Below are 25,247 nucleotides of genomic sequence, written 5' to 3' on the forward strand. Positions count from 1 at the left end.
GCCCGTCAGCCCTGCGTCGCGCTGGCGACGGCGGCCGCAGTGCAATAGCCCCCGGCGGTCAGGCCGGTGGTCCCCGCGTTGCCGGTCAGGTAGGCCGCCTTGTTGATGCGCCCTTCCCAGCCGCTATTGCCGGCGACCGCAGGCGAGGAGGAATAGGCGACGATGCCGTTGGGCACGCCCGCGGTCGTCCGCCCGATCGCCTGCAGGCAATAGACGGTATTGCCGTTCTGGGTGCCGGCGGTCGCCACGATCGCGGTGACGCTGTAGTTGAACTTGGCATCGGGCGGCACGTTCAGCGCCGGGATGATCGCGGCGAGCGATGTCGTCCCCGTGGGCAGCGTGTCGGTGCCGGCGACGATCGCGGTGTTGTTGAACAGCGTCTGGGCCGCAGCGGGGGTCAGGTTCTGACCATCGGCATAGGCATTGATCGCGGTCACGATCTGGCCGCCGATCTGGCTGACTTCCGCCGCCTCGCTCGACCGGACATAGGTGATGAAGCGCGGCACCGCCACGGCCGCCAGCACGCCGATGATCGTGACCACGATCATCAGCTCGATCAGGGTGAAGCCAGCCTCGTCGGCCGCACGGAGATTACGCAATCCAAACATCCGTCCACCTTTGGAAGACCAGACACACCAAATACCCGCCGACACCGCAAGGCAGCGTCAGCTTCGGACGTAACGCGTAAAGAAGTGCTTAAACGAGCAACCACCCTGACGATGCGAAAGCGAAGTGTCCGGTCGAATACACATCGACCAAACGTTTCACAGTCAGATGTTGTTTTGTCTACAAGTAGACAGACCGCCACCCCGGCGGGGATGCGGCGCGCCACTACGTTCCGTTATTCGGTTAGTCCCAGACATTAGTCGGCTGGCAGATTGCAAGGACCTAAGAAGGGCTTGCCTGCAAGCGGACACAAGAGGCTAGAACGAGACGAACTCAAGGCGGTTCCCGCCGTGTCTATTTTTTTGCACTCCATCCTGGCCCAGCGCGGCCCCCCGTTGTGCGACAGGGGCGAGATTCATTCCGACTGGAATTCATCCGGACATGGCGCTTCTGCCAGGGACAACCTCAAGGAAATAGCAGTGTGACGGCGACAGCCCCGCACGGAGTACGCCCGATAGCTGCAAACCTCTCATGAATCCAGTGATTTGGAGCATCCCCCGCGCCGTATCGCAGGACAGGCGAATACGGACGGTCAGACGACAGAGTTTTCTTGATGCCGCAAACCTTTTGGTAATAACCCTACTCGATAGTTCTTAGTGTTGCCTAAATTGCTTGACGCCCCTTGACGGGAGTCGCGGGCAACGGAGGGCGCGGGGACCCGCCAGCACGGTCCTGGGGAAGCATGTCGATGACTTTCGCGGTCCTTATCCACGGCTTGGCAGCGAACATGGGGGTGGCCATCGCCGCTGCGTTCGGCCTCAGCCTGATCCTGGCGACCGAGGCCGAGCGCCCGGCCTGGGCCACCCGCGTCCTCACCGGCATCACCTTCGGCGCCGCCGCCATTTTGTGCATGGCTTTGGCCGTGGAGGTGCGCCAGGGCCTGCTGTTCGACATTCGCTCCGCCGTGCTGATCCTCTCCGCCCTGTTCGGCGGCCCGGTCGTGGCGGCCGTCGCCACCGCCATGGCGATGGCTTTCCGCGCGACGCTGGGGGGCGACAGCCTGATCCTGCCCCTGGCCAGCCTGGCGGCGACGGGCCTGATCTCGTCCGCGGCCTGGTTCTGGGGCGCCCGCGCCAGCGGGCCGCTGCGCGTGCCGACCTTCCTGTATCTGGGCTGCGCCCAGGCGCTTCTGACGCTGGCCACGACCTATGTCCGCTATCCGGTCGAGGTCTATGCCCTGACCGCGCCGCTCTATGCGGTCGCGTTGCCGGGCGCGGCTGGCCTGGTCGGCTGGCTGCTCAGCCAGCAGGTGGCCGCCGCCGCGGCCATGACCGATCTGCGCAGCGCGCATGCCAGCCTGGGCGCCAGCGAACAGCGCTTCCGCCACCTGGCGGCCAACATCAGCGACGTCGTCGCCGTGCACCGCCTGGACTCGACCCTGGTCTATGTCACCCCGTCGATCGAGAAGGTGCTGGGCCACCGGCCCCAGGACGTGACCGGGCGCAGCGCCCTCTCGCTGATCGAGCCGCGTGACGTCGCCCATATCGAGGATGTGATCCGCCGCCTGGCCACCTCGCCCCCCGACACCGCCATGCACCTTGAGGTGCGCCTGCGCCATGCCGATGGCCGGTGGGTCTGGATGGAATCGGCCATGCGCCTGCTGGACGAGGCGGACGGCCCGGTGGTGCTGGTCGCCTCGCGCGACATCACCGAACGCAGGCTGGTGATGGACCGCCTGGCTGCGGCCCGCGCCGAACTCGACCGCCTGGCCCATACAGACAGCCTGACCGGCATCGGCAACCGCCGCCGCTTCGACGAGGCGCTGGAGCACGAATGGCGCCGGGCGGAACGCTGGACCGTGCCGCTGACGCTGATGATCGTCGATGTCGACTGCTTCAAGCTGTTCAACGATACCTATGGCCACCTGGCCGGTGACGAATGCCTGCGCCAGGTGGCCCAGGCGATCAACCTGACCTTCACGCGGCCCGGCGACTGCGTCGCGCGGTATGGCGGCGAGGAATTCGCCGTCCTGCTGCCGGGCATGGGCCTGGACGCCGCGCGCAAGCTGGGCGAGCGCCTGCGCGCCGCGATCGAGGCGATGGCCATCCCGCATGCCGCCAACAGCGCCGCCGGCGTCGTGACCGCCAGCATCGGCGTCGCCGTCGCCTTCGATCCCGGCTCTGTCCCTGTCCAGGCCTGCCCCGCCGATCTGGTGCGCACGGCCGATGCGCTGCTCTATGCCGCCAAGCGCGGTGGCCGCAACCGCACCGTGGTCGGCGCCTCCGCCCTGACCGGCCGGGTCGTGGACGATGCACCGCAAGAGGACAAGCGCCTGGCCGTCGTGCGCGCCTACCGCCAGGCGGGCGCCCTGGCGCCGTCGCAGGCGCTGGACGACGTCGCCCGCCTGGCGGCGCAGCTCTTCGGCACGCCCGTAGGCCTTGTCTCCATCGTGCAGGAAGACACCCAGGTCTTTGCCGGGCGGCAGGGCCTGGACGTCGACCAGACCAGCCGCGAAGTGTCGTTCTGCGCCCATGTGATCGAGAGCGACGATCCGATGGTGATCCCCGATGCCACCCGCGACCCGCGCTTCGCCGCCAATCCCCTGGTGACGGCCCCCGCCGGCATCCGCTTCTATGCCGGGGCGCCGCTGATCAGCCCGATCGGCGGCGAGCGCCTGGGCGCGCTCTGCGTGATCGACCGCGTCGGCCGGCCGGAACTGACGACCGGCGAGAAGGAACTGCTGGCCGCCCTGGCGACGATGGCCGTGGAACGGCTGGAGGCGCAGCGCTGCGGCCGGGGCGCCATGGCCCTGCCGGCGGCGGCGGCCTGAACCGCCGGCCCCTTCAGGCCGGACGTGCCGCCGTTTCCAGGAACGCGGCGAATGCCGCCGGCACCTCCGGGTCGTCGAAGATGCGATGCTTGCCGGCCGCGATCCGCGCCCGCAGCGCGTGCCGCAGGTCGGGCGTCCGCGCCAGGCGCACGGCCAGGGCGACATAGTCGTCCAGGTCGCGGGCGATCATGTCTTCCAACCCGATCCGGCACAGCATGGCGGCCCCCATGCGCCCACGGAAGACCGGCCCCGGCACCGTGACCAAAGGCAGGTCATGGCCCAGCACCACGGTCCCGGTGACCCCGCCGGTCCAGGGAATGGCATCCAGGAAGACGTCGCCCAGCTGCAGCAGACGGCTGTAGTCGTCGCGGGACTGGCGCGGCAGGAACACGACGTGCCGCGCGGGGTCCAGGCCCCGCGCGGCGAACGCCGCACCCAGCCGCTGCTCCATCGCGACGCGCGCCATGGGATAGCGTGGCAGATCGGCAAAGACGAACTGGCAATCCCCGGCCTCCGCCGCGATGCGGGGATACAGGTCGTCGTGCTGCGGCAGGCACTTGAACAGCGCGTTGGTGGCCAGGAACACGCAGGCCCCGGCGCGCAGGCCAAAGCTGGCGCGGTCGCGCGGACTGTCCGCCACCACCGGGCGCTGATAGCCAAAGCCCAGGCCGGGCAGGCGGACCAGGCGCTCGCTGTAGTGCGCGGCGGCGTCCGCCGGTTCCGCCAGGTCCGAGCTCAGGAAATAGTCGATCGTGGGAAACCCGCTGGTCGTCGTATGCCCAGCGGCCAGGGCCTGTACCGGCGCCAGGCGCAGCATGGCCAGCGCCGTGACCAGCGACAGGTCGCCGACCGCGGGATACAGCAGGACGTCCAGCCGGTCGCCGGCAATGGTCCGCGCCCAGTCCTCCAGCGAACGCTCGCCCGCGACGAAGTGGCCGGCCAGACGCCGCGCCTCGGCCGTGCAGGCATCCTCCCGCGAGCCCAGGCAATAGGCATGGACGTCGAAGCGCGCGGGATCCAGCGCCACCAGCCAGCCATGCAGGATCGCCCGCCAGTTGGAATGGGCGAAGAAATGGCGCGACACGATGCCGACGCGCAGCCGCTCGCCCGGCGGCAGGGCGCGCGGCGCCGCCTGCGATGCCAGGTCGGGATGGGCCAGCGCCATGGTCCGGCAGGCCAGTGCGCCGAAAGCCCGCATCGGCGCAACGTCGTTCAGCCCACGATAGGGCAGGTAGTAGGGATAGGCCCGAACCAGCCAGGGGGCCAGGCGGCGCGCCGCGGCGGGATCATCGCCCATATCGGCGTCCAGGGCCTCGACCTCGTCCTGGAACCGGGCGCCGGAAGACACGACCGTGCCGGCGCTGCGATGGATCGACGGGACGTGGAAGGTCGCGTGGAGCAGGCGCGCCTCGACCGCATGGGGATCGAGCGCCAGGGCCGCACGGCAGGTCGCCTGCGCGTCGGCCTCCTGCAACAGTTCATGCTGCGCCAGGGCCAGATGCAGGCGCAGGTCGACGCGCGTGGGCGCCGCCTGGATCGCCCGCTGGAACAGTGCCAGCGCCATGGGCCCCAGGTCAGGGCGCGGCGGGTCCCGCAGCAGGCGCGTAGCGCGGGCCGCCAGGACATCCGGATCGTGCACCGCGTCACCTCGGCTCAGGCCGGGCAGGGGGATCCCCGCCCCTGCATCGGGTGACGACGCGGTCAGGCGCTCAGGAGACGGCTTTCGCCGACGAATCCTCGAACGCCATCGGCATGTACCCGCCCTCGGCCTTGTGGGCGATGTCCAGCCGGTCGATCCGCGGCCCTTCGCCCCAGGCCAGGCGCTCGCCGGTTACGCGGGCCGGGTCCGGCGTGTCGTTCTTTTGCGTGCGTTCTGCCATCGGATTGCTCCCGGATCTGGTGGGTGCCGAGCGTAGACACTCGACCGGATGAACACAAGAACGCAGGCCGTGGGCGGAGTACCGGCGCGTCAGGCCACCGGCTCGACCAGGCCATCGTCCGCCATGCGCGCGACCATCGCCCCGACCTGGCGCAGCGCGACGTCCAGGCCGACCTCGTATTCCTGCGTCAGCACGGCACAGAGTTCGTCGACGCTGCGCGGCTCCTCCAGCAGCGCCCAGACGCGGGCGCCGATGGGGTCCAGGCTGAAATAGCTGTCGTCGACCAGGTTCAGCAGGACAAGCTCGCCCCGGATCTCCGCCTCAACCACCTCCGCGCCGCGGCGGAAGCGCGCGGTCGGCGCGCCACTCATGTCGCCCAGGCCCGCGACAGAAGGCGCACGCGCGCCGCCTGGCGCTGCGCGAACAGGGCCACCGGATCGGCCGCCGGCGCCTCCAGCACCTGCTGCAGCGCCGCTCCGTCCAGCCAGGCGAAGGGTGACGCGACGGGCAGCGCGCGCGCCTGCTCGACCAGTTGTGCCGTGGCGGCGTCGTTGACGCGGCCCAGCGCGCGGACACGGGCCGTCTCGGCAGGCTTGGCGCGCAGGCGGATGGGATCGGGAAGCAAACCGGTCATGGCCCCCCGGAACATGCCGCGCGCCTGCCCTGGCGTAAAGGTCGCCTCCGGCGGCAGGGCAAAGCACAGGTCCAGCACCTCGCGGTCCAGCAGCGGATAGCGATAGGCCAGGCCATGCCGCGCCCCTGCCAGCGCCCAGGATTCGATGCGCGCCGCCAGCCCGCCGGAAGCCAGCACCGCCTGGAACCCGGCATGCAGGCCACGCGCCGGATGCGGCCGCGCGAAGGGCTGCAGGTCCGGATCGGCCAGCGCCCGCTCCGCGAATGCCTGCTCCACGAAGGGCAGTGCCAGGGGGTCGATCCCGCCCCAGCCAGGCTTTGGCGCGGCCGCGGGGCCCCTGCCACGCAGCGCCCACGTGGCCAGCGCCCGGGGCAGCGACGCCGCCGGCCGCGCGCCCTGGCGCCAGGCACCCAGGGCCGTCCCCCAGCGTCCCCGACGCAACAGGTCGAACCAGCCGGCCAGGTGCCCCAGGCTGGCGAACTCATCCCCGCCCCAGCCCGACAGGACCACGCCGATGCCGGCATCGCGCGCCGGACCCAGCGCGTGCTGCTCATAGTCCAGCATCGCGACCGGGTGCCGGGTGAAGTCCGTCGCGGCCAGGGCCGCCTGCCCCGCCAAGGTCGGCGCCACCACGCGCGGCGCCACGCCCAGGTCGCGCGCCAGGCTCTCGACCAGGGACCAGGCCCGGATGTCGTCCGGCCCCGCGTCGGGCCCGGGCGGCGCCAGCCAGGTCCATGCAGCGTCCAGGCGGCCATCCCGCGCCGCCAGCAGGGCGATGGCCGAACAGTCCAGTCCCCCGCTCAGGTGGCTGGCGACCTTCAGCGGCCGCGCGGTGCAGCGCCGCACGGCGCGCGTGATGCGCTCGCGCAGCACCTCCTGCGCCTCTGCCCGCCCGCGCACGGCCAGGGGGGGCACGGCGGCCCAGTCGTGCCAGGCGTCCAGCCGCGCCCCGCCCTGCCCCACGACCAGGCGGTGCCCGGCCGGCAGGCGCGCCACGTCGTGCCAGAAGGTCCGCCGCGCCAGCGCAGGCAGCATCCGCACCGGGCGCAGCAGGTGCACGGCCAGCAGCGGCTCGTCCAGGCGCCGCGGCACGCCGGGCACCGCCAGCAGGCGGTCCAGGTCACCGTCGAAGGCCAGCCGCCCCTGGTCCAGGTGGTGGAACAGCGGCCGCGCGCCCGCGGTGTCGCGTGCCAGAAGGATGCGCCCGGCCGCGCGGTCCAGCACGGCAAAGGCAAAGTCCCCCAGCAGGCGGTCGCAGCACGCGATCCCCCAGCGGCGATAGGCGGCGGCGATCAGCGCGGCGCCGTCGGCCTCCCGCTCATCCAGGCCCAGCGCCCGGCGCAGCGCCGCCGCTTCGTCCAGCCAGGCATCGGCGCGGACCAGCAGGCGGCCATCGTCGAAGTCGTCCGCGGCGCCTGCGTCGCCCGGCAGGGGCCCCGCGACGGACCACAGGCCGCGAATCATGGCAGCGCCGCCTCCAGCCGATCGAGCGCGGTCGCGAAATGCGCCCAGCCCCAGTCCAGGTCCAGCGCCCCGATCGGGCAGACCCGCGCCACCGCCGCCGCCCAGCGCAGATGCCCCGCCGCCCGGCCCAGCGTGGCCGCCGGGACGCCGCCGGCGGTCGCGCGGGCGACGCGCGCGAAGTCGCCGCCACCGCCGCCATCCTCGACCCCGTACATCAGGCTGCCCAGGGGCGGCGCACCGCGCCAGCGCGGCACCAGGATGGCGCCCAGGGGCAGTGCCGCCGCGGCCTGCCGCACCGGCACCCGGAGCAGGCTCATGTCCCGCCGCACCAGGCTTGCGGTGGACCAGGCGGCGGCGGTCCAGCCCTGCTGCTCCGGCCACAGCAGCAGCCAGGGCGCCTGAACCTGGCATGTGACGGCCCCCGCCGCCGGGCATAGGCGCAGCAGGCCGTCGGCCACGACCGCATGCCCCCGCGCCGCCAGGCCCGCGGCAAGTGCCGACTTGCCGATCGCCGACGGACCGATGATCGCCATCACCCGGCCGCGGATCGCGACGGCCGAGGCGGCCAGCAGCCAGTCGCCGCGCAGCGCGCACGCCAGGGCAAAGACGGAATGCAGCAGCAGCAGCGCAACCGCCGCCGGATCGGCGGCGGCGGCCGGCTCCACGGTGATCTGCGTGCCATCCGGGACGATGTGATATCGGGCGACCCCTGCGACCTGCCACAGCACGCCCCCATCGCCCACGGCGTGCACGGGATGACCAGCCTCCGCCGCCCCCGCGGGCACAATGCCGCGCCGCACCACCAGGTCGGGCTTTGCATCGGGCGCCGCCGGGAGCAGGCCAGGCAGGTCCAGCGCGCTGTCCAGGACCAAGCCGCAATAGCTGAGCTTCACCGCGTCGCCGCCCTAGAAGCCGCGCGCCTGCAGCGCCGGCTGCACCGCCGCATGCGCAGCCGCCAGCCGCTCTGCCAGGTCGGGGGGCAGGGCGCGCGCGCCCTGGCCGATGCGCCCATGGCGGAAGAACGGGCGGCCCAGGCGCCCCTCGGCAAAGCCGGTGGCCGTCTCCTGCGCCTGCAGCCGGTCCAGCCGCGCCGCGTCCAGGGCGGCCATGATGGCGGCGTCGTCATGCGCAAAACCCAGGAAGCGGATCGCCGCGCGAAAGGTGCGCAGCGGAGCGGCGCGCGCCTCCTCATAGCGCATCACGTGCAGCGCCAGCGGCGCCGTCGCCCACGACCTGACATGGCCCGCCCAGTCCAGCAGGCGCTGCGTCAGCTGGCCGGACAGGCGGCGCCCGGGCGCCGCCAGCATGGCCTCCGGGCGCAGCATGGCCGCGGCTTCTGCGGCCGGGTGATGGCCGAAATGATCGGCGGCGGACAGCGCCACATCGGCCGGGTCGCGCACCAGGTACAGCGCCGCGACGTCGGGCGCTGCCCCCAGCAGCGGGCGCCCATCCGGCAGCAGGGTCCAGGCGTCGTGCGCCTTGCGCAGCAGCACGGGCGCCGGGCTGGCCGCCGCCATCAGGCGGTCGGCCTGGGGCCGCAGGCGCGCGATCTCCGCCGCGGTCAGCAGGGCCGAGGGCACACCCAGCAGCCGGTCGAAATCCGGCCGTGCAGCCGACAGGGGCGTGCGCATGGGCAGGCGGTTGATGTCGACCGGCGCCCGGTCCGGGTGCAGCAGGTTGGCCAGGACGATGCGCAGCCAGGTGTTGCCCGACTTGGGATAGGACGCCAGCCACACCGTGCGGGCCGGATGCGGCGGCAGCGCCGGCCGTTGCGCCTCCGGTGCCTGGCGATCCAGCACCAGGCGCAGCATGTCCGCCCGCGCTGCCACCTGGCGGAATCCGCAGCGCCGGTACAAGCGCAAGGCCGGCGCGTTGTCGGGCTTGACGTCCAGGCCGATCGCGTCCAGGCCCAGGTCGTCGAAGGCGTGGCGGATCACGGCGCGCAGAGCGGGCGCCTGGTGGCCGCCGCCGCGCGCTTCCGGCGCCGCCATGACGCGCCCCAGTTCGCCCACGCGGCCGCCCTCGCCCAGGCCGTGGAGGGACACCAGCCCGACCGCCGTGCCGGGCCGGGCCGCGTCCTCCACGATCCAGGCGAAGTCGCCGGCGCGGGCCCGCTGGGCCGCCACCCAGGCCTGCTGGGCGACCGCCGCGACGGGGGCGCTGTCGACGAACCAGCGACGCACGTCATCGCGATTGCGCCAGGCGCGCACCCGCTCGCCATCCTCCGGCGCCAGGGGGCGCAGCCGCACCCCCGCCCCCGCCAGCGGCGGCGCCACCGCCATCAGGACGCGACCGCGGGTGCTGCACCCACCGCGTCCAGGCCCTGCCGCACCAGGCCGGCGACATGGTCCACCGTCGCCTCGTCCAGGCCCAGGTGCAGCGGCAGCGAAATCAGCGACAGGCTGGCCGCCCGCGCCGCCGGGCAGTGCCCCGCCTGGTCGGCGTACATCGGGTACTCGGTATTGTCGCGATAATGGACGCCCGGATAGACCTCGCGCGCGTTCAGCCAGGCCATCAGGTCGTCCCGCCGGTCGACCCGGATCGGGAACAGGTGGCCGGACGGCACGCAGTCCGGCGCCTCCGGCTGCAACGTCACGCGCGGGTCTTCGGCCAGGCGGGCACGATAGCGGGCCGCCAGCTGCCGCCGCCGTGCGTTGTCGCGTTCCAGATGCCGCAGCTGGACCAGGGCGATCGCCGCCATGATGGAATTGCCGTGGTACTTGAAGCCCGTGTCGGCGACATCGTAGCGCCAGCGATAGGTGGCGTCGGACTGCGTGCGCGCATAGGTGTCCTTGTCGATGCCCAGCCAGCTCAGCCGCCGCGCCGCCGCGTCGTCCACGCCCTGGGCAAAGCAGACGGCCCCCGAGTCGCCGGTGGGCAGGTTCTTGACCGCGTGGAAACTGAAGACGGCGGCATCCGCGTCGTGCCCGACATGGGCTCCGTCCAGGCGGGTGCCCGCCATGTGCGCGGCGTCCAGGATCAGCGCGATGCCCCGCGCGCGGCACAGGTCGCGCACGGCCGCGTAGCGCCCCGCAGTCCCGCCAAAGCCCACGAACATCACCGCCCGCGTGCGTGGGCTGAGGCGCGCCGCCACCGCGTCGGGGTCCAGGCACAGGAACCGGTCGACATCGGCCATGACAGGGCGCAGCCCGGCATGCAGGATCGCGTGATTGGTGGAGACGAAGGTCAGCGGCGTGCTGATCACCTCGTCCCCCGCGGCCCAGCCCAGGCGCCGCTTCAGCACCTCCAGCGCCAGGTGCAGGCCGGCCGTGGCGGAATTCAGGAAATGCGCATGGGCAAGGCCGGTCTGGCGGCACCATTCCGCCTCGAACTCCAGCGTCTTGTATCCCGCACCGGTCCAGCCGCGCTCCAGGCAGGCCCGCACTTCCTCCAGGCACTCCTCAACCGAGAAGTGCGGTACGAACAGATGCACGGCCATGGCTTGCCCGATCCCCGGTCACCGCTCCCCTGCCCTGTATCGGCCCTTGGCAGGTTCCGGCGCAAGCGCGGGCGAATGCTGCGTGCGCCTGGCGGCGCGCCCCCGCCGGCCTGCGAGCTGCCCCGGGCGTCGATTCCTTTGGAGCGTCGGCGCCCTGCCTGCGTTGTCATCTGGGCGCTGCCGGAGGGGCAGTCCCCCGATGCGGAAAGTCCATGACGGATCAGATCCTTGCCTTCGCCATCCTTGCCGCCGTCGTGGGCATGCTCATCTGGGACCGGTTCCGCTTCGACCTGGTGGCGCTTGCCGGCCTGGTGGCGGCGGTGGCGGCCGGGATCGTGCCGGCGGGGGAGGCGTTCCGCGGCTTTTCCGACGACATCGTGGTCATCGTCGCCTCCGCCCTGGTGATCAGCGCGGCGGTGGGGCGTTCGGGCATCGTCGACGCGCTCGTCCGCCCGCTGAACCCCGTGCTGCAACGCCCGACGCGGCAGGTCGGCATCCTGGCGCCGGCCGTCGCCATCATGTCGGCCTTCGTCAAGAACATCGGCGCCGTGGCAATGATGCTGCCGGTCGTTCTCCAGGTCTCGCGCCGGGCAGGGACGTCGCCCTCGCTGCTGCTGATGCCGCTGGCCTTTGCCTCGCTGCTGGGCGGCCTTGTCACCCTGGTCGGGACCTCGCCCAACATCATCGTCTCCCGCGTGCGGGAGGAGATCACGGGCACGCCCTTCGGCATGTTCGATTTCGCACCCGTGGGCCTGGGCGTCGCCGCAGTCGGCCTGCTGTTCCTGGTCCTGGGCTATCGCCTGGTGCCCCAGCGCATCCAGCAGGGCACGACCGGCGCCCTGTTCGACATCAGCGACTACAATGTCGAGGTGGTGATCCCCGCCGGTTCGCCCTTCATCGACAAGACCGTGTTCGACCTCGAGGCGGCGGGCGAGGAAGAGGTGACCGTCACCGGCATCATCCGCCTCAACAACCAGTACTTCGTGCCGCATGGCCATTGGTGGCTGTTCGAGAAGGACACGCTGTTCCTCCAGGGCGATCCCAACGCGGTGAAGCGCCTGATCGACGTCGCGCGGCTGAGTCTTGTCGCGCATGCGGAGGTGCCCGACGACGGCCCCCTGCGGCGCGACAATGTCAGCACGCACGAGGCGGTGGTGACCGAGACGTCGCCCCTGGTCGGCCGCAGTCCGGCGGAGCTGCGCCTGCGGGACCGCTTCCTGGTCAATCTCCTGGCGCTCAGTCGCGGCGGGGCCCAGGTCACGGCTCGCGTGCAGGACACGCCGCTGCGCGCGGGCGACGTGCTGGTCCTGCAGGGGCCGGCCGACACCGTGGGCGAAACGCTGGGCCGCCTCGGCCTGCTGCCGCTGGCCAAGCGCGATGTCCAGCTCGGCAGCGGCGGCAACCGCTTCCTGGCGGTGGGAATCCTGGCCGTGGCCGTCCTGCTGATCGCGGTGCAGGCTGTGCCCGTCACCTTCGGCTTTTTCGGCGCCGCGGTCTGCATGCTGCTGACCGGCTGCCTGACGCTGGAGGAGGCCTACCAGGCGATCGAATGGCCGATCCTGATCCTGATCGGCGCCCTGATCCCGATCAGCGAATCGATCCAGACGACGGGCGGCGCCGACCTGATCGCCGGTTGGCTGGCCATGGGGGCGGAGCATCTGCCGGGCTGGGGAATCATCAGCCTGACGATCGCTGTCGCGATGGCGATCACGCCATTCCTCAACAATGCCGCCACCGTGCTCGTCATGGCGCCGATCGCCGCGGGCCTGGCCGCCAACCTCGGCCTCAATCCGGACCCGTTCCTGATGGCGGTGGCGGTTGGGGCCGCGTGCGACTTCCTGACCCCCATCGGGCACCAGTGCAACACGCTGGTGATGGGGCCGGGCGGCTATCGCTTTGGCGACTACTGGCGCCTGGGCCTGCCGCTCAGCCTGATCGTCGTGGTGACGGCGACACCACTGATCGCCTGGGTCTGGCCCATGGCGGCCGCCCTGCCCTGACCGGCGGCGGCATGCCGTCGACCGCGGCCCGCACCGGCCACGGCAGCGGGGCCTGAAACGCGAAAGGCCGCCCAGTGGGCGGCCTTGCTCGCGCGGCTCTGTGCCGGATGCCCGCTATGCCGGGCGCTGCGAAGGGTGGCGGGGTGGTGGAGCCAGGCGGAATCGAACCGCCGACCTCTTGAATGCCATTCAAGATCAGCACCTTTGCAAACGTATTCGCAACGCTTCGGGTAACAGGTCGAAAGCTGCAAAAGACCTAGGTTTTCTGCGGTATGAAGCGTCGCGAAGCATTTTGTATATTCAAACGCTATCACTGCTGATACGTTACCCGGGAGCTACCCAAGGCCAACGGGGTAACGCCATGGCGGTTGAACTGAAAGACGCACTGATCCGGAACCTTCCCCCCGCAGAGAAGGGAAACCGGACTGAGGTATGGGACGCACTGATCCGCGGCCTTGGCGTGCGCGTCACTGACAGCGGGCGCAAAAGCTTCGTCCTGATGCGGCGCGTAGACGGGAAGTTGACCCGCGTGACGTTGGGCCAGTACCCCGCCATGAGCCTGAAAGCCGCCAGGGACGCGGCCAGCGCAGCGGTGCAGCAGATGGCCGGCGGGGTGAACCCGACCGCAGAGAAGCGCGCCAGGAAGGCCGCCGCGGCGGCGCTGGAGCGATCGACAGTCGCCCATGTCGTGGCGGACTTTGACGAGCTCTATCTTCAGAAGGCGACGCGATCGGCGGCGGAGACGCGGCGGACGCTGGACCGCTTCGCGGTGGAGGCCTGGGGGGATCGCCAACTATCCAGCATCACGATAGGTGACGTGCATGCGCTGCTGGACAAGATCGCGGCTGGCAAGTTCGAGGATGCCGAGGGCGAGATGCGCGGCGGGCCCGTCATGGCCAACCGCGCGTTGGCCGCCCTGGGCAAGCTGTTCAGCTGGTCCGTCAACCGCGGCAAGCTGGCCGCCTCGCCGATCCCGCGGGGAATGGAGAAGCCCGGCGGGAAGGAAGCGCCGCGTGAACGGGTGCTGACCGCTGATGAGATTGAGGCGGTATGGAAGGCCGCCACCGCGGACGGGTACCCCTTCGGTCCCGCCGTGAAGATCATGCTTCTGACCGGCCAGCGCCGGGACGAAGTGGGCGAAATGACATGGGGGGAATTGGACCTGGACAAGGCGCTGTGGCACCTGCCGGCGGCCAGGACAAAGAACGGCCTTGCGCACGTCGTGCACCTGAGCGCGGAAGCCCTGGCCCTGCTGCAGGCGATCCGGGACGGCGCAGAGAAGCGCGCCCGTGACGAGATGAAGCGCCGCCTTCCGGCCGCGCAGGACGAAGCGGCGAAGGCCGTTGCCGCGGCACTGGCCGGCCGCTTCGTGTTCAGCACGACGGCAGGGGAACGACCGATCAGCGGATGGTCCAAGGCGCTGGCGAAGCTCCGCAACGCCAGCGGCGTCGACGGCTGGACCTATCACGACCTGCGCAGGACCATGACCACGCACTTGGCGGACCTGAGCGTAGCGCCGCACGTCGCAGACAAGATCCTGAACCACAAGGGCGGCGCCGCAAGCCGCGGCGTGGCCGGAATATACAATCGCGCAGAGTATCTGTCCGAACGCAAGGCGGCGCTGGACGCGTGGTGCACCCGCGTCCTGATGATCGCGGCAGGCGAGGAAGGGCGGGGCAACGTCGTGCCCTTTGCGCGGCCGGCGTGATAGGCCGCCCGGTTGGCGCGGCTTTCGCGCGCTACATCGACGCCAGAATTGCCCGCCATAGGGAAGGCGCGTCGACAGACACGGAACGAGCCGTGGCCGCCGCGGCACGGGATGCCTTGCTGTCCTACGCCAGCGCCGCCAACTGGCATGGGACGTTGCCGCTAGAGCCCCTGCCGGCGGAGCTTGCCTTGGACGCCGCGACCCTACTGGACGACCTGCTAGGCGGCCGGACACGGGACCGCGGAAAGGACCGCATCGCGCGCATGCTCCGCCCTGGCAACAGGGCGGACCCATATCCCGTCGTGGCCGCCAAGCGGGACGCCGTGGCCTATCGCAAGTTGGCGCGTGCAATCCTGGGCGACAGGGCGCCCGGCCGTACTGTGTGCGCCGCCTATGGGATCGGGGGTAGCACGCTGAAGGCATGGGCGCGGCTCTATGGCGACGATGTACCTGCGGACGCGGGCGCCTTCGCGGCCGTGCTGCCTGGGGTAGCCAAAGAGACGCCACAAGCACAGGCGGAGCTTGCCCGCCAGGTGCTGCGCGATCGGCTGGCGGAAGGCGCGAAGGCATATCGGGCGCTAGGCCAGCCGGACGGGGTATCCAATCCCCCCTAATTCGACACCTATCCCGGGAGTTACAGTTAGCGCATAGAAATAGAGCCGCCCTTAGCCAAGAGGTGGCCAAATGCTGATGACGACCGAACGGGAAACCCTGACTGTGCAGGCCGCCGCGCCGCGCCTTCTGCGCTCCGCCCAGGTGCGCGCCATGGTCGGGGACCCAAGCGACGTGACTTTGTGGCGCTGGGTGAAGCTGGGTCGCTTCCCGGCGCCGGATCACGTCATTAACCGCCGCAACCTGTGGCAGGAAGCGACCGTGCGGGCCTGGCTGGACGCCAACCGCAGGGCCGCCTGAAATCCCCACGCCAAAGGAAAAAAGCCCCGCCGCGGGTGCAGCAGGGCCGTGGAAGTTCAGAACAATTCGCGGTGTCTGGATACCACGGCAGAAGCGCACCTGGCCAGCGGGATCGCAACAGGATCCCCGATGACACAGACCTATATGCAGCGGGAAATGGCAGCGCTTCGCGCGGCCCTGGCGGAACTCAAGGGTGCAGCGACCTACCTTCACCCGCGCGTCCGGCGGGCCGTTGAGCGTGCGCAGGATGCAGCCGGGAACATCGCCCGGGCGCTGGACTTGCCCGACGATGCCAGGCCGTCCGGCGGGGCCGCAGCATGAACGCGCCCGCACTTCATGAGATGCCGAAGCTAGAGGCGGCGCTGTGGTGGGCGGCGCGGGGCGTGCCTGTGTTCCCGATCGCTGAGGGCCGCAAGCGGCCGCCAGCGATCGAAGGGTGGAACGCCCGCGCGTCAACCGATCCCGAACGGGTTCGCGCGCTGTGGTGCCATTGGGATCCCGTGTTCGAGATGATGCGGGAGCCGGACTTTAACCCGGGCTTGGCCATGGGGCCGAACCTGATGGGCCTGGACGTCGACGTGAAGGACGGGAAGGGCGGCAAGGACAGCATCGCCAAGCTTGTGGAGGCGCACGGCAGGGACTGGCTGGACACGCTGAGCCAGGTCACGCCCAGCGGCGGCCTGCATTTCATCTTCAGCACGCCCCATGCCGTGGCCAACAGCTGCGAGGCTCTCGGCCCCGGCCTGGACGTGCGAGGCTTCGGCGGCTACCTGGTCGGGGCCGGCGCGGAGACGGCCGCCGGGCGGTACGAACTAGGCGCGGACAGGCCGATTGCACCCGCCCCCGCGTGGCTGCTGGAAGCCGTCGGGCCGTGGCGCGAACAGCCTGCCCAGAACGTGGCGGACTATGAGCCAGACGAGGCCCACACGATCGCGGCCGGCCGGGAACTGCTGCAGTGTGCCCCGCTGGCGATCCAAGGTGCTGGCGGGGACGCCACGACCTACCGGGTTGCCTGCGACCTGAAGGACCTAGGCCTGTCGGAACCGATGGTCCTGGAGCTCATGCTAGACGAGTGGAACGGCAGGTGCGTCCCGCCATGGGCGCCGGACGAGCTCAGCGTAAAGGTTGCCAACGCCTTCGCCTACGGCACCAGCCCGCCCGGCATCGCCCATCGCAACGCGCCGGAAGATGACTTCCCGCCGGTCCCGGAAGCCGATCCCCCGGCCAGGATCGAGCGCCCGCGCATCTACCTGGTGCCAGCTTGGGAGGTTGAGCCGGATCCGCAGCATATGCCGCTGATTGACGACGTGTTGGACCGGGAAGGCTTCAGCGCGGACTACGGCCCGTCCAACGTCGGCAAGACCTTTGTTGCCCTGCACCGCGCCTGGTGCATCGCCACGGGCCAGCCCTGGCACCAGTACAAGACGCATCAGGGCGCTTGGGCCTATGTCGCAGCGGAAGGCGGCCGCGGGATCATGAAGCGCGTGAAGGCGCTGCGGATGGAGCCCGGATGCCCTGAGCGCGTGCCCTTCGGGCTGATCCCTTGCCCGATCGACCTGTTGCACGGGCACGACGACACGAATGCGCTTCTGGACCTGATCCAGCGGTTTCAGGACGACGTGCGCATGCCTGTAGCAGGCGTGACGATCGACACCCTGAGCCGCGCCCTGGGCGGGGGGAACGAGAACACCAGCGAGGACATGGGCACGCTCGTTAAGCACCTGGACCAGATGCGGGCCCGGATGCCGGTGCACATTAATGTCGTGCATCACAGCGGCAAGGACGAAGCCAAAGGGATGCGCGGATGGTCCGGCATCCGGGCCGCGATCGACACCGAGACCGAGATTTCCGAGAACAGGATTGAAGTCACGAAGCAGCGCGACCTGGAGAAGACCCCCGCCATTGGCTTCCGCCTGCGGTCCGTCGTGGTGGGCCACAGGAGCGACGGCCGGCCGATTTCCAGCGCGGTTTGTGACCTGTTCGAGCCCGGCGGGGACGTCGAGGTGAACGCGGTTGAAGCAGGCATCCGGAACACTGTGTGGGCCAGCCTGCGCAAGCTGAACAAGGAAGGCGCGCGCCTGTCCGTGAAGCCGGGGACGCTCTACGCGGCCGACAAGATCAAGCGCGAAGGGCCATGCTGGGGACTGACGATCCAGCAAATTGAGGACGCTGTGGAATGCCTGAAAGCTGAAGGCCGCGTGATCGTGAACACGCACGGCCGCGGCAAGCACAGGCGGGACTGGCCGGAAGCGGTAGAGGTTTCCGCTACATCAGCGGCGGATTTCTTCTGACGCTGCGGCCTGAACGCGGGCGGGGGAAACGGGGAAACTCGGGGGAAACTGCCCTGGGGAAACAGGGGAAACCTTCGGGGAAACAAGGGATCCCCTCAGCAAGTTGTTGATATGCCTACGGGAAACAGCGTTGGGGAAACTTGGGAAGGGAAACAGGGGAAACAGGGGAAACAGCCGCTAAGCCCTTGAAAGCGTTGAGTGGGGAAAATGGGGAAAAGCTAGGTACTTCGTACCTCCCCGGCTGAGGGCCAGGAGGGTACTTGTACGGGACCGGGGAAAGCGGGATTGGGCGGATACCTGCCCTGAGGTACGGGCGGCCGGTGGAACGACTAGCGCCCGGGCATGCCTGCGGGCCGGTTGGGGTACCGGATTTCGCACACCACTGGCCAGAGCGCGTGCGCCCGCTGGCCAACGCCAGCCGCGGCCGGCCCCACTCCAGGCGCCAACCCTGGCCTAGATCAGGTGCGGAAAGCGCACCTCTTGATCGTCACTCAGGCGGTTTGGCCCGTGAAAGCGGCAGAATGCCTAGCCTTGGGCGATCCTGATGCCTGCCGGGTAGCGCCGGGGTAACGCACCGCCCTGGCGGCCAGGGATCGACCCGTGGGGCCCCCTCCCGACCTGGCGAAGGGCCGGTGGGGGTGGGGGCGGGAGGGCGCGCGCGATCGGCGTCGCGAAGTGTAGGGACCTCCCTCCCGCCTTCCGCTGAATTTTTTGCACAACATGTAATGAATGAAGCCATTTGAAATAGTCTGACAGTATTGGTCAAAATCTCTCCTAGCTGTATCGTTTAAGTCTCGAATGCACCCAATCGAATGCACCCGCCGATGACTTCACGCGTTGACGAGCTCTTGGGCTTGGTCCGTGTCACGGGACCTGAGCCCGCCCCGGAACTCCCGCCGGATCCTGCGCCCGAACCGGCCGCCGATCCCGCACCGATCCCCCTGGCTCAGCCGCCCGGGCTGGCCGCCCAACGCGAAGCCGCCAACCGGCGGCTTGCCGAGATCCAGACCGAACGCGCGACGCTTGTTGCTCAGCGCCGGCAAGCCCGCATCGACGGGCGATCGGATGACAGCCTGCGCTTGTGGGAAGCAATCGCGGGCCTGAACTCGGAAGAAGCCCGGCTGCATCAGGACCTGGCGGACCTGGACGCGCTGGACGCCGACGCGGCCGCCCAGGCGCAGCGCGATGCCCATGCGGCGCTGCTGGCGCGGTGCCGCGACCTGGCCACCCAGCGGGAGACGCTGGCGGCGGAACTGGAGCCGATCGCACGGACCTTCGCGGATAAGGCGGTTGAACTGGTCCGCCTGTCCCGTGAACTCGCCGCCATGCTTCCGGCGGAGGTGCTGGAAACGCGCATGCCGGCGGACAGCCTGGCGGGCCCGGTGCGGGTGGAAGCCGCCATCCGCATGGCAATCCGTGATGCCGGCTGCACCTGGGCGGCGCCTGACGTCCCGTCCCACGTCCGCGGCCCGGGCATCCTGAACCGCGTGCGCGAAGGAAACGCCCTGCTGGCGAGGTTCCGCGCATGAGCGATCAGCCGGCACCGACCCTGGCGGAAGCGCTGGCCAGCGGCCAGACCATCACGCACACGGCCCATCCGTTCGGCCCGCCGCCCGAACCGCCCCCAGGCGATCCCCCGCCGCCGACTTCGGCGGAGTTCGAGCAAGCCCGCTTGAGCCGGGATGCAGATTTTGTCCGCCGCCTGACGTCCGGGGACCGCTTCGCTCAACACGAATGGGATGCGGTCGGGCGGAAGGTGCACGCGGAAGTGAAGGCCCGCGACAGCGTGGCGGCCGCCGCAGCACCGCAGCAGGGCGCGCTGAGCGCGGACACCATGGAAGCGCACCGCGAAGCGTGCCAGGTGCTCAATCGCCATGGCGTGGCCGGCTGGCAGGACGCCATGACGGCGGCGCTGGCGGCCGCGACCGGCGGCCGTGGAATGCCGACCTATGCCACGAGCGAACGCGACGACGCGGACGCGACAGCCTTCCTGCACAGCCTGCCCCCCGCGGACCTGGAGGCGCTGAAGCGCGCATCCGGCGCCCTGGGCGTGCACCGGCATCCCGGCTTCATCGCGGCACTGGCTCACGCCCAACGCACCCGCCCCGTTAACCGAAAGGCCCGCTGATGCGCGTCCCCCTGAGCATGCCGGTTGAGTTCCATGCCTTGCGCAAGTCCCCTGAAGTTGGGTCCGACCTGCTGCTGACGGCCTTCTGTCCGCTCCTGCCGGAGCGGAACCAGGTCATCAACTGCACCGAACCGGCGGGCCTGTTTCACGTCCTGGACGTTCGCTTTCGCGTCCCGTCCTTCGCGATCGAGGTGCGCGGCTACTTCGACCCGGCGGAGCCTGCGGCGTGACCGCGGCGGCCGCCTGGCAGTTGGACAGCGCCGCCAAGGCGTTCACGCCGCGCGGCCGCGATGAAGGCGAGGGACCCTATTGGTCCCGGATTGCCGACGCCATGAGCCTCAAGGGCTTTTCGTCCGTCCTGATCGAAGCCGCCCGGGCCCGCGCCCAGGCGGCACAACAGCTGGGCTGAACGATGCCCGCCGCCACAGGCCTGGACCAGCTGGCCGGGATGCTTCGCGCGTTCGGCTACAGCCTGGCCGCCATGCCCGATCCAGTCCGCAAGGATGCCGTGCGCCTGGCCCGCAGCTGCGATGTCGACGTGGTGTCCCGCCCCCACCCATGCCGGCCGCCTGCGCCGCCGGCCGTTCCCTCGAACACGAAGGGCTGAACCATGCGGTCCACGCTCGAAAGCCTGCGCCAGGTGCTGGCGCCCAACCTGCCCGAAGGGGATGGCTGGCGGCTTGTTGCTCAGCACTGCGAGGAGTACGCGGCGCACCGCTTCGCCCCCGTCCAGCGCCGCGCCTTCGCGGATCATTCGCCCCCGGCGGACGATCCCGCGGCGGAGCTCCGCGCCATGGCGGCCGCGTGCCTTGAACTGGCTGCAGCCTCTGACTTGGCGGCCGGCGCCACGGTGCACTGAGCATGCCCCGCATTCCGCAATACGACCAGGGCGCGCCCGGCCGTATCCTGCCGTCCGGAACGATCCCGGGCGGCGCCAGCGCGTCGGACTTTGCAGCGCCTGCAGCGGCATTCGACCAGTTCAGCCGGGCCTTCGACGTGGTGGGCGCGGCGGCGCTCGACGCCGAGGACCGGCGGACGCGGCAGAACCTGGAAGACAAGCGCCAGCGTGACGCGATCATGGAGCGCGCGGCGAATGAAGACGCGGCGGTTAGGGCCGCGCAGGTCCGTTCGAGCGCACAAATCAACCTGACGCAGGCGCTGGCGGAGATGCAGGACGCGGCCGCCCCCGGCGCGTCCGGCTTCGTCGACAAGGCGCGCGACACGTTCGAGCGCTATCGGGAACGGGCGCTGAACGCGATCGACAGCCCCAAGGCCCGGCGCCTGGCGGAAGTCGACTTCGCCCAGCTGGCGCCAACCTTCCTTGGCCAGGCCCTGGACTTCGAGGCGAAGGCCCGCGGCGCCCTGCGCACCCAAGCAGTCGCGGACCTGGCGCTGAGCTCAGCCAATGTGATCGCGGCCAATCCCGATGCCTATGAGGCGGAGCGCGCCCGCGTCCGGGAACTGATCGAAGGCATGGGCGTGCCCCCCACGGCCCTGCCCGCGGTCCTGGCGGACGTGGACAGCACCCTTGCCCAGGCGGCGGCCGAAGGCGTGAAGCGCATCAGCCCCGAGGCGCTGCAAGCCGCGATCGGCGGCCAGCTGGACGGGAACAGCCTGCCTGCCAACTTCGCCAGCTACCGCGCCGCCGTGATCGCAACGGAAAGCGGCGGCCAGGTCGACGCGGCCAACCCCAACAGTTCCGCCCGCGGGCGATTTCAGTTCATCGCGCGGACCTGGAACGGCCTGGCGGCGCAATACCCTGACTTGGCCCTGACGCCAGAACAGCGCACGGGCACCGATCCGGCCAGCCTGGCCGCCCAGGATCGCGCCTTTGACCGCTTCACGATCGACAACGCAAAGGCGCTGCAGGCCGCCGGCTTCGCGCCCACACAGCGGAACCTGTATAGCGCGCACCTGCTGGGCGCGGGCGGCGCCACGCGCATGCTGTCCGCCCTGGCGGCCACGCCTGACGCACCCGCCACGGCCCACGCGGACCCGGACGCCGTGGCCAGCAACCGCGCCGCCTTCTATGTCGACGGCCGGCCGCGCACCGTGGCGGAGTTCTACGCATTCACCACGCGGAAGATCCCGGCGGAAGCGTCGTTCGTCCTGGACCCGTCCGGCATCCCCGATCGTACCGGCTTCAGCTTCCTGGATCGGCTGACGCCGCAGCAGCGAACCGCGCTCTACAATGCGGCCAATGAGCAGCTGAACCGCAACCGGGCGCTGGCCCGGGCGGAGCTTGAGCCACGCTTGCGCGATGCGTCCGCCGCGCTGCTGGCCACGGGCGCCTATGCCGGCGCCATGCCCGGCCCCGACGACTTCCTCGCGGCATACGGCCCGACGGCTGGGCCCGCCGAATGGCGTGCGTTCGAGGCAACACGCCAAGTGGGCGCCCAGGTCGCCCAGGTCCGCACCCTCACGCCCGACGCTCAGGCCGCCCTGCTGGCGCAGGCGAAGCCGACGGACACGGCGGCGCCGGGCTTCGCGGAACGGCAGAAGGCCTATGAGACGTTGGCCCAGGCGGTTGCAGCCAATCGCCAGGCCCGCGCCGCCGATCCCGTGGCCTATGTCGCCAGCGTCTTCCCCGACGTGCGGGAAGCCTGGGCGGCCGTCCAGGGCGCAGCGCCCGACGCCCAGCCGCAGGCAACGGCCCAGGCGATCAGCCGGACTTGGGCGGCGCAAGCCCAGATCGGCATTCCGGAAGCCCTGCGCGGCGCCCTGACGAAGGACCGCGCGGAACTGGCGGCCAAGGCCTTCAACGAAGGACCCGGCACGCCTGACGAGCGCGCCAAGGCGCTGGCCGCAACCGTCTTCAGCACGTCGGATCGTGCCCAGCAGCAGGCCGTTTTCCGCCAGCTTGTGGGCACCGGCGTGCCCGCCGTGACCGAAGGCGCGTTGGAAGCCCTGGCGCGCGGCGATGCCGGCGCCGCTCAGCGCCTGTTCCGCGCCGCCACGCTGAACCCGGCGGACGTGCCGGACAGCGCGACCTACACGGACGCGGACATCAAGGCCCGCATCCTGAGCGACGTTCTCACACCTGGCACACTGGCCGATGCCGTGTACGGCCTGAGCCTGGGCGCCGCCGGGAACGATCAGCGCGTGGCCCGTGATACCGCGCTTATGACGGCGGCAATCAAGCTGGAACTCGCCAAGGGGCGGGACCTGGACGAAGCAACCGCTCAGGCGACGCGCGACCTGCACGGCAATCTGACCTTGTACGATCGCAATGGCGCGCTGCTGGCGATCCCCGCCGGAGCCGACGAAGCGGCCTTGGACACCGGCCTTGAAGCCCTGCGCGATCAGGTGCGCGACGCCATGGGCGGCTTTGTCCCGGCGGAGCTCAGCGCGGGCACGGATGCCGAACGGGCAGGCGCCCGGATCCGGCGCCGCGACGCGCTGCGCCTGATCGATGACCTTGCGGAAAACGGCGTCTGGCGAAACGTCAACGGCGGTTTCGGCCTGCTGCAGCCGGCAACGGGCCTGCTGGCCGCCGGGACGGACGGGAAGCCGATTGTCTTCACGATGGAGCAGGTGCGCCGCGCCGCCGCCCAGGCCGCCGAAGCGGAAGCCGCAGCGCCGGCCGATCCCGCGGCGACGTCCTACAGCCTGCCCGGCGGCCGCACGATGGACCTGGGCGCGCCGCCCATGCCGCTCGCCCCATGAGTGACCTGTTCAGCTTCCGGCCGGAGCCGACGGGCAACGCCTTCAGCGTCCAAACCTTCGGACAGGCGGCCGCAGATCAGACCATGGGCGCCCTTGAGGTGATCGGGTCCGAGTTCCGCGCCGGCTACCGGGAAAGCCTTGGCCTGGGCACCGTGCTGCGCAGCGCGGAAGCCGCCCGCGGCGGCGCGCCGCTGTCAGAGGACGAATACAAGCGGTCGGAGTGGTACCGGCCCGCCATCCCATATGACCGGCGCATGACGGCCGATCGCGCCGCGGCGCTGGCCGCGATGCACGATGACCGCGAATACCACGCCTACCTGCTGGAGAAGACGCCCAGCTTCGCGGTTGGGACGGCGGCCTATGTCGCTGGCCAGGCGCTGGACCCGATCAACTATGTCCCGATCCTTGGACCCGCCGCACGGGCCGCAGCGGCGGCGCGCTTTGGCGTGATCGGCGGCCGGGCGATCGTGGCCAGCGCGGATGCGGCCCTGAACACGGCTCTTGCCTTTGGCGTGACCGCCCCGGCCCGCCAGCGCCTGGGCGATGACGTGTCGTGGCAGGCCTTCCTTGCGGACACGGCCGGCGCCGCCCTGATCGGCGCAGCGTTCGGCGGCCTGTCCGGCGCTGTGGAGCGCTGGCGCACAAGCCCGGACATCGCCACGCTTCCCCATGCCGAGGCGGCTGGCCGGGCGCTGGACGAAGCTGTGGGCGCGTTGGCGATGGGGCGGGACGTTGCCCTGTCCCCCGACACCGTGGCCGCCGTGCGCGCCTTCTCAGGGGACCCCATCATTCGTGATCGGCTCATGAGTGGCACCGCTATTGCGCGCGTGCTGGACGAAGCCGGCGCGCCGCGCCTCGCCCTGCCCGACGGCCTGACCTTCGAGGCGGCCGCGATCGGCGACCGGGCCCGCCTGGAGCGGCCGGACCTGGCCCGCGCCCTGGACGATGCCCAGGCGGCGCAGGACGCGCTTGCGGCCCGCGTCGGCGCCCAGCGCGCCGCCCTGGACAGCAGGACGGAAGCCGACGCCCTGGAGACGATCGACGCCGCGTCCGCCGAACGCGTGCGCGCGATCGATGCCGAGTTGAGCCGCACCATTCCCGCGGCCCGCCGGGAACGCCTGCAGGCGGAGCGCGCCACGATCATCAGCGCATTCCCGAACCTGGCGCAGCGCGCCCGGGAACTGGCGATCAAGCCGGAAAAGCAGCTGAAGGCGGAGGAACGCCGCTTGCGCGAGGCGCGCCAGGCCCGCAACCGCGCGGCACGCGCCTATGAGGAAGCCGCGTCCGGGATCATCGCCAGGGATGCGGCCCTGCGCCGGGCGGTTGAAGCCCAGGCGCCGGCCAGCCTGTTCGATTTCCAGGCCGTGCGCCAGGCCGCCCCGGAGCGCCTGGACGCGACGCCGCTTCCGGCGCGCCAGCCTGACCCGGCCGTGGCCGCCGTCCGCGCCCAGGACACGCCGCACGCGCCGGAACCGGCCGCCCGTTTCCGCCAGGTCGCGGGCTTCGATGATCCGGCTTGGCAACCGGAACAGGACGTGGCCGCGATCGAAGGCGAAGGGCGGTTGAGCGACGCCATGCGGGCGGAGCTGGCGGCCTATGAGCTCGAAGCCCAGCGGATCGAAGCCGAAGCCGCCGCAATCGACGCCATGGCCCTGTGCGCCACGGGGTAACAGGTCCTAGCAAAGGGTA

Annotated in this window: 22 protein-coding genes; 14 read left to right on the forward strand and 8 right to left on the reverse strand. The window is 70.8% G+C overall.

What is annotated here, in order from left to right; translation table 11 throughout:
- Positions 1 to 5: 5 nt before the first annotated feature.
- Positions 6 to 599, reverse strand: coding sequence for a type II secretion system protein (locus ACI6GS_RS04210; protein WP_439816529.1), 594 nt, complete (start codon positions 597 to 599; stop codon positions 6 to 8).
- Between the two features lie 755 nt (positions 600 to 1,354).
- On the opposite strand from ACI6GS_RS04210, the gene ACI6GS_RS04215 reads away from it, so the two are divergent.
- Positions 1,355 to 3,436: a diguanylate cyclase domain-containing protein gene (locus ACI6GS_RS04215; protein ID WP_439816530.1), complete on the forward strand. Its 2,082-nt coding sequence runs from the start codon at positions 1,355 to 1,357 to the stop codon at positions 3,434 to 3,436.
- 13 nt (positions 3,437 to 3,449) lie between these two features.
- On the opposite strand, the gene ACI6GS_RS04220 is transcribed toward ACI6GS_RS04215, so the two are convergent.
- The 7 genes from ACI6GS_RS04220 to ACI6GS_RS04250 all read right to left on the reverse strand — a co-directional run bounded on the left by ACI6GS_RS04220 (position 3,450) and on the right by ACI6GS_RS04250 (position 10,853).
- Positions 3,450 to 5,075, reverse strand: a complete 1,626-nt coding sequence (locus tag ACI6GS_RS04220) for an O-linked N-acetylglucosamine transferase family protein (RefSeq protein ID WP_439816531.1) — start codon at positions 5,073 to 5,075, stop codon at positions 3,450 to 3,452.
- Positions 5,076 to 5,145: 70 nt separating this feature from the next.
- A complete protein-coding gene (locus tag ACI6GS_RS04225) occupies positions 5,146 to 5,316 on the reverse strand; it encodes a hypothetical protein (protein ID WP_439816532.1) in 171 nt (56 codons plus the stop codon).
- An 89-nt stretch (positions 5,317 to 5,405) separates the two neighbouring features.
- Positions 5,406 to 5,687, reverse strand: a complete 282-nt coding sequence (locus tag ACI6GS_RS04230; RefSeq protein ID WP_439816533.1) for a PqqD family protein — start codon at positions 5,685 to 5,687, stop codon at positions 5,406 to 5,408.
- Positions 5,684 to 7,414, reverse strand: coding sequence for an asparagine synthase-related protein (locus ACI6GS_RS04235; protein ID WP_439816534.1), 1,731 nt, complete (start codon positions 7,412 to 7,414; stop codon positions 5,684 to 5,686). The genes ACI6GS_RS04230 and ACI6GS_RS04235 overlap by 4 nt, the downstream gene beginning before the upstream one ends.
- A complete protein-coding gene (locus tag ACI6GS_RS04240; protein WP_439816535.1) occupies positions 7,411 to 8,307 on the reverse strand; it encodes a hypothetical protein in 897 nt (298 codons plus the stop codon). The genes ACI6GS_RS04235 and ACI6GS_RS04240 overlap by 4 nt, the downstream gene beginning before the upstream one ends.
- Before the next feature lie 12 nt (positions 8,308 to 8,319).
- Positions 8,320 to 9,696 carry a GNAT family N-acetyltransferase gene (locus tag ACI6GS_RS04245; protein WP_439816536.1) on the reverse strand — a complete coding sequence of 459 codons (1,377 nt, stop codon included), beginning with the start codon at positions 9,694 to 9,696 and terminating at the stop codon, positions 8,320 to 8,322.
- Positions 9,696 to 10,853 carry a DegT/DnrJ/EryC1/StrS family aminotransferase gene (locus ACI6GS_RS04250; protein WP_439816537.1) on the reverse strand — a complete coding sequence of 386 codons (1,158 nt, stop codon included), beginning with the start codon at positions 10,851 to 10,853 and terminating at the stop codon, positions 9,696 to 9,698. The genes ACI6GS_RS04245 and ACI6GS_RS04250 overlap by 1 nt, the downstream gene beginning before the upstream one ends.
- 212 nt (positions 10,854 to 11,065) lie before the next feature.
- Between ACI6GS_RS04250 and ACI6GS_RS04255 the strand changes: the two genes are divergently transcribed.
- The 13 genes from ACI6GS_RS04255 to ACI6GS_RS04315 all read left to right on the forward strand — a co-directional run bounded on the left by ACI6GS_RS04255 (position 11,066) and on the right by ACI6GS_RS04315 (position 25,228).
- Positions 11,066 to 12,853 carry an SLC13 family permease gene (locus tag ACI6GS_RS04255; RefSeq protein ID WP_439816538.1) on the forward strand — a complete coding sequence of 596 codons (1,788 nt, stop codon included), beginning with the start codon at positions 11,066 to 11,068 and terminating at the stop codon, positions 12,851 to 12,853.
- A gap of 361 nt (positions 12,854 to 13,214) precedes the next feature.
- Positions 13,215 to 14,561 (forward strand): tyrosine-type recombinase/integrase, encoded by a 1,347-nt coding sequence (locus ACI6GS_RS04260; RefSeq protein ID WP_439816539.1) that lies wholly within the window; start codon positions 13,215 to 13,217, stop codon positions 14,559 to 14,561.
- Positions 14,562 to 15,245: 684 nt separating this feature from the next.
- Complete coding sequence (locus ACI6GS_RS04265) at positions 15,246 to 15,473, forward strand: helix-turn-helix transcriptional regulator (protein ID WP_439816540.1); 228 nt, start codon at positions 15,246 to 15,248, stop codon at positions 15,471 to 15,473.
- A 129-nt stretch (positions 15,474 to 15,602) separates the two neighbouring features.
- Positions 15,603 to 15,794 (forward strand): hypothetical protein, encoded by a 192-nt coding sequence (locus ACI6GS_RS04270; protein WP_439816541.1) that lies wholly within the window; start codon positions 15,603 to 15,605, stop codon positions 15,792 to 15,794.
- The gene (locus tag ACI6GS_RS04275) at positions 15,791 to 17,764 is read left to right on the forward strand and encodes an AAA family ATPase (protein WP_439816542.1); all 1,974 of its coding nucleotides are present in this window, start codon (positions 15,791 to 15,793) and stop codon (positions 17,762 to 17,764) included. Before ACI6GS_RS04270 ends, ACI6GS_RS04275 begins: the two co-directional genes overlap by 4 nt.
- An 854-nt stretch (positions 17,765 to 18,618) precedes the next feature.
- Positions 18,619 to 19,293 carry a hypothetical protein gene (locus ACI6GS_RS04280; protein ID WP_439816543.1) on the forward strand — a complete coding sequence of 225 codons (675 nt, stop codon included), beginning with the start codon at positions 18,619 to 18,621 and terminating at the stop codon, positions 19,291 to 19,293.
- A complete protein-coding gene (locus ACI6GS_RS04285; RefSeq protein ID WP_439816544.1) occupies positions 19,290 to 19,892 on the forward strand; it encodes a hypothetical protein in 603 nt (200 codons plus the stop codon). Before ACI6GS_RS04280 ends, ACI6GS_RS04285 begins: the two co-directional genes overlap by 4 nt.
- Complete coding sequence (locus ACI6GS_RS04290; RefSeq protein ID WP_439816545.1) at positions 19,892 to 20,122, forward strand: hypothetical protein; 231 nt, start codon at positions 19,892 to 19,894, stop codon at positions 20,120 to 20,122. The genes ACI6GS_RS04285 and ACI6GS_RS04290 overlap by 1 nt, the downstream gene beginning before the upstream one ends.
- Complete coding sequence (locus ACI6GS_RS04295) at positions 20,119 to 20,301, forward strand: hypothetical protein (RefSeq protein ID WP_439816546.1); 183 nt, start codon at positions 20,119 to 20,121, stop codon at positions 20,299 to 20,301. The genes ACI6GS_RS04290 and ACI6GS_RS04295 overlap by 4 nt, the downstream gene beginning before the upstream one ends.
- Positions 20,302 to 20,304: 3 nt before the next feature.
- Positions 20,305 to 20,499, forward strand: coding sequence for a hypothetical protein (locus tag ACI6GS_RS04300; protein ID WP_439816547.1), 195 nt, complete (start codon positions 20,305 to 20,307; stop codon positions 20,497 to 20,499).
- 3 nt (positions 20,500 to 20,502) lie between these two features.
- Positions 20,503 to 20,751 carry a hypothetical protein gene (locus ACI6GS_RS04305; RefSeq protein WP_439816548.1) on the forward strand — a complete coding sequence of 83 codons (249 nt, stop codon included), beginning with the start codon at positions 20,503 to 20,505 and terminating at the stop codon, positions 20,749 to 20,751.
- A 2-nt stretch (positions 20,752 to 20,753) separates the two neighbouring features.
- A complete protein-coding gene (locus tag ACI6GS_RS04310) occupies positions 20,754 to 23,558 on the forward strand; it encodes a hypothetical protein (RefSeq protein WP_439816549.1) in 2,805 nt (934 codons plus the stop codon).
- A complete protein-coding gene (locus ACI6GS_RS04315; protein ID WP_439816550.1) occupies positions 23,555 to 25,228 on the forward strand; it encodes a hypothetical protein in 1,674 nt (557 codons plus the stop codon). The genes ACI6GS_RS04310 and ACI6GS_RS04315 overlap by 4 nt, the downstream gene beginning before the upstream one ends.
- Positions 25,229 to 25,247 lie beyond the last annotated feature (19 nt).

The organism is Zavarzinia sp. CC-PAN008 (assembly GCF_051903925.1).
GTDB lineage: Bacteria > Pseudomonadota > Alphaproteobacteria > Zavarziniales > Zavarziniaceae.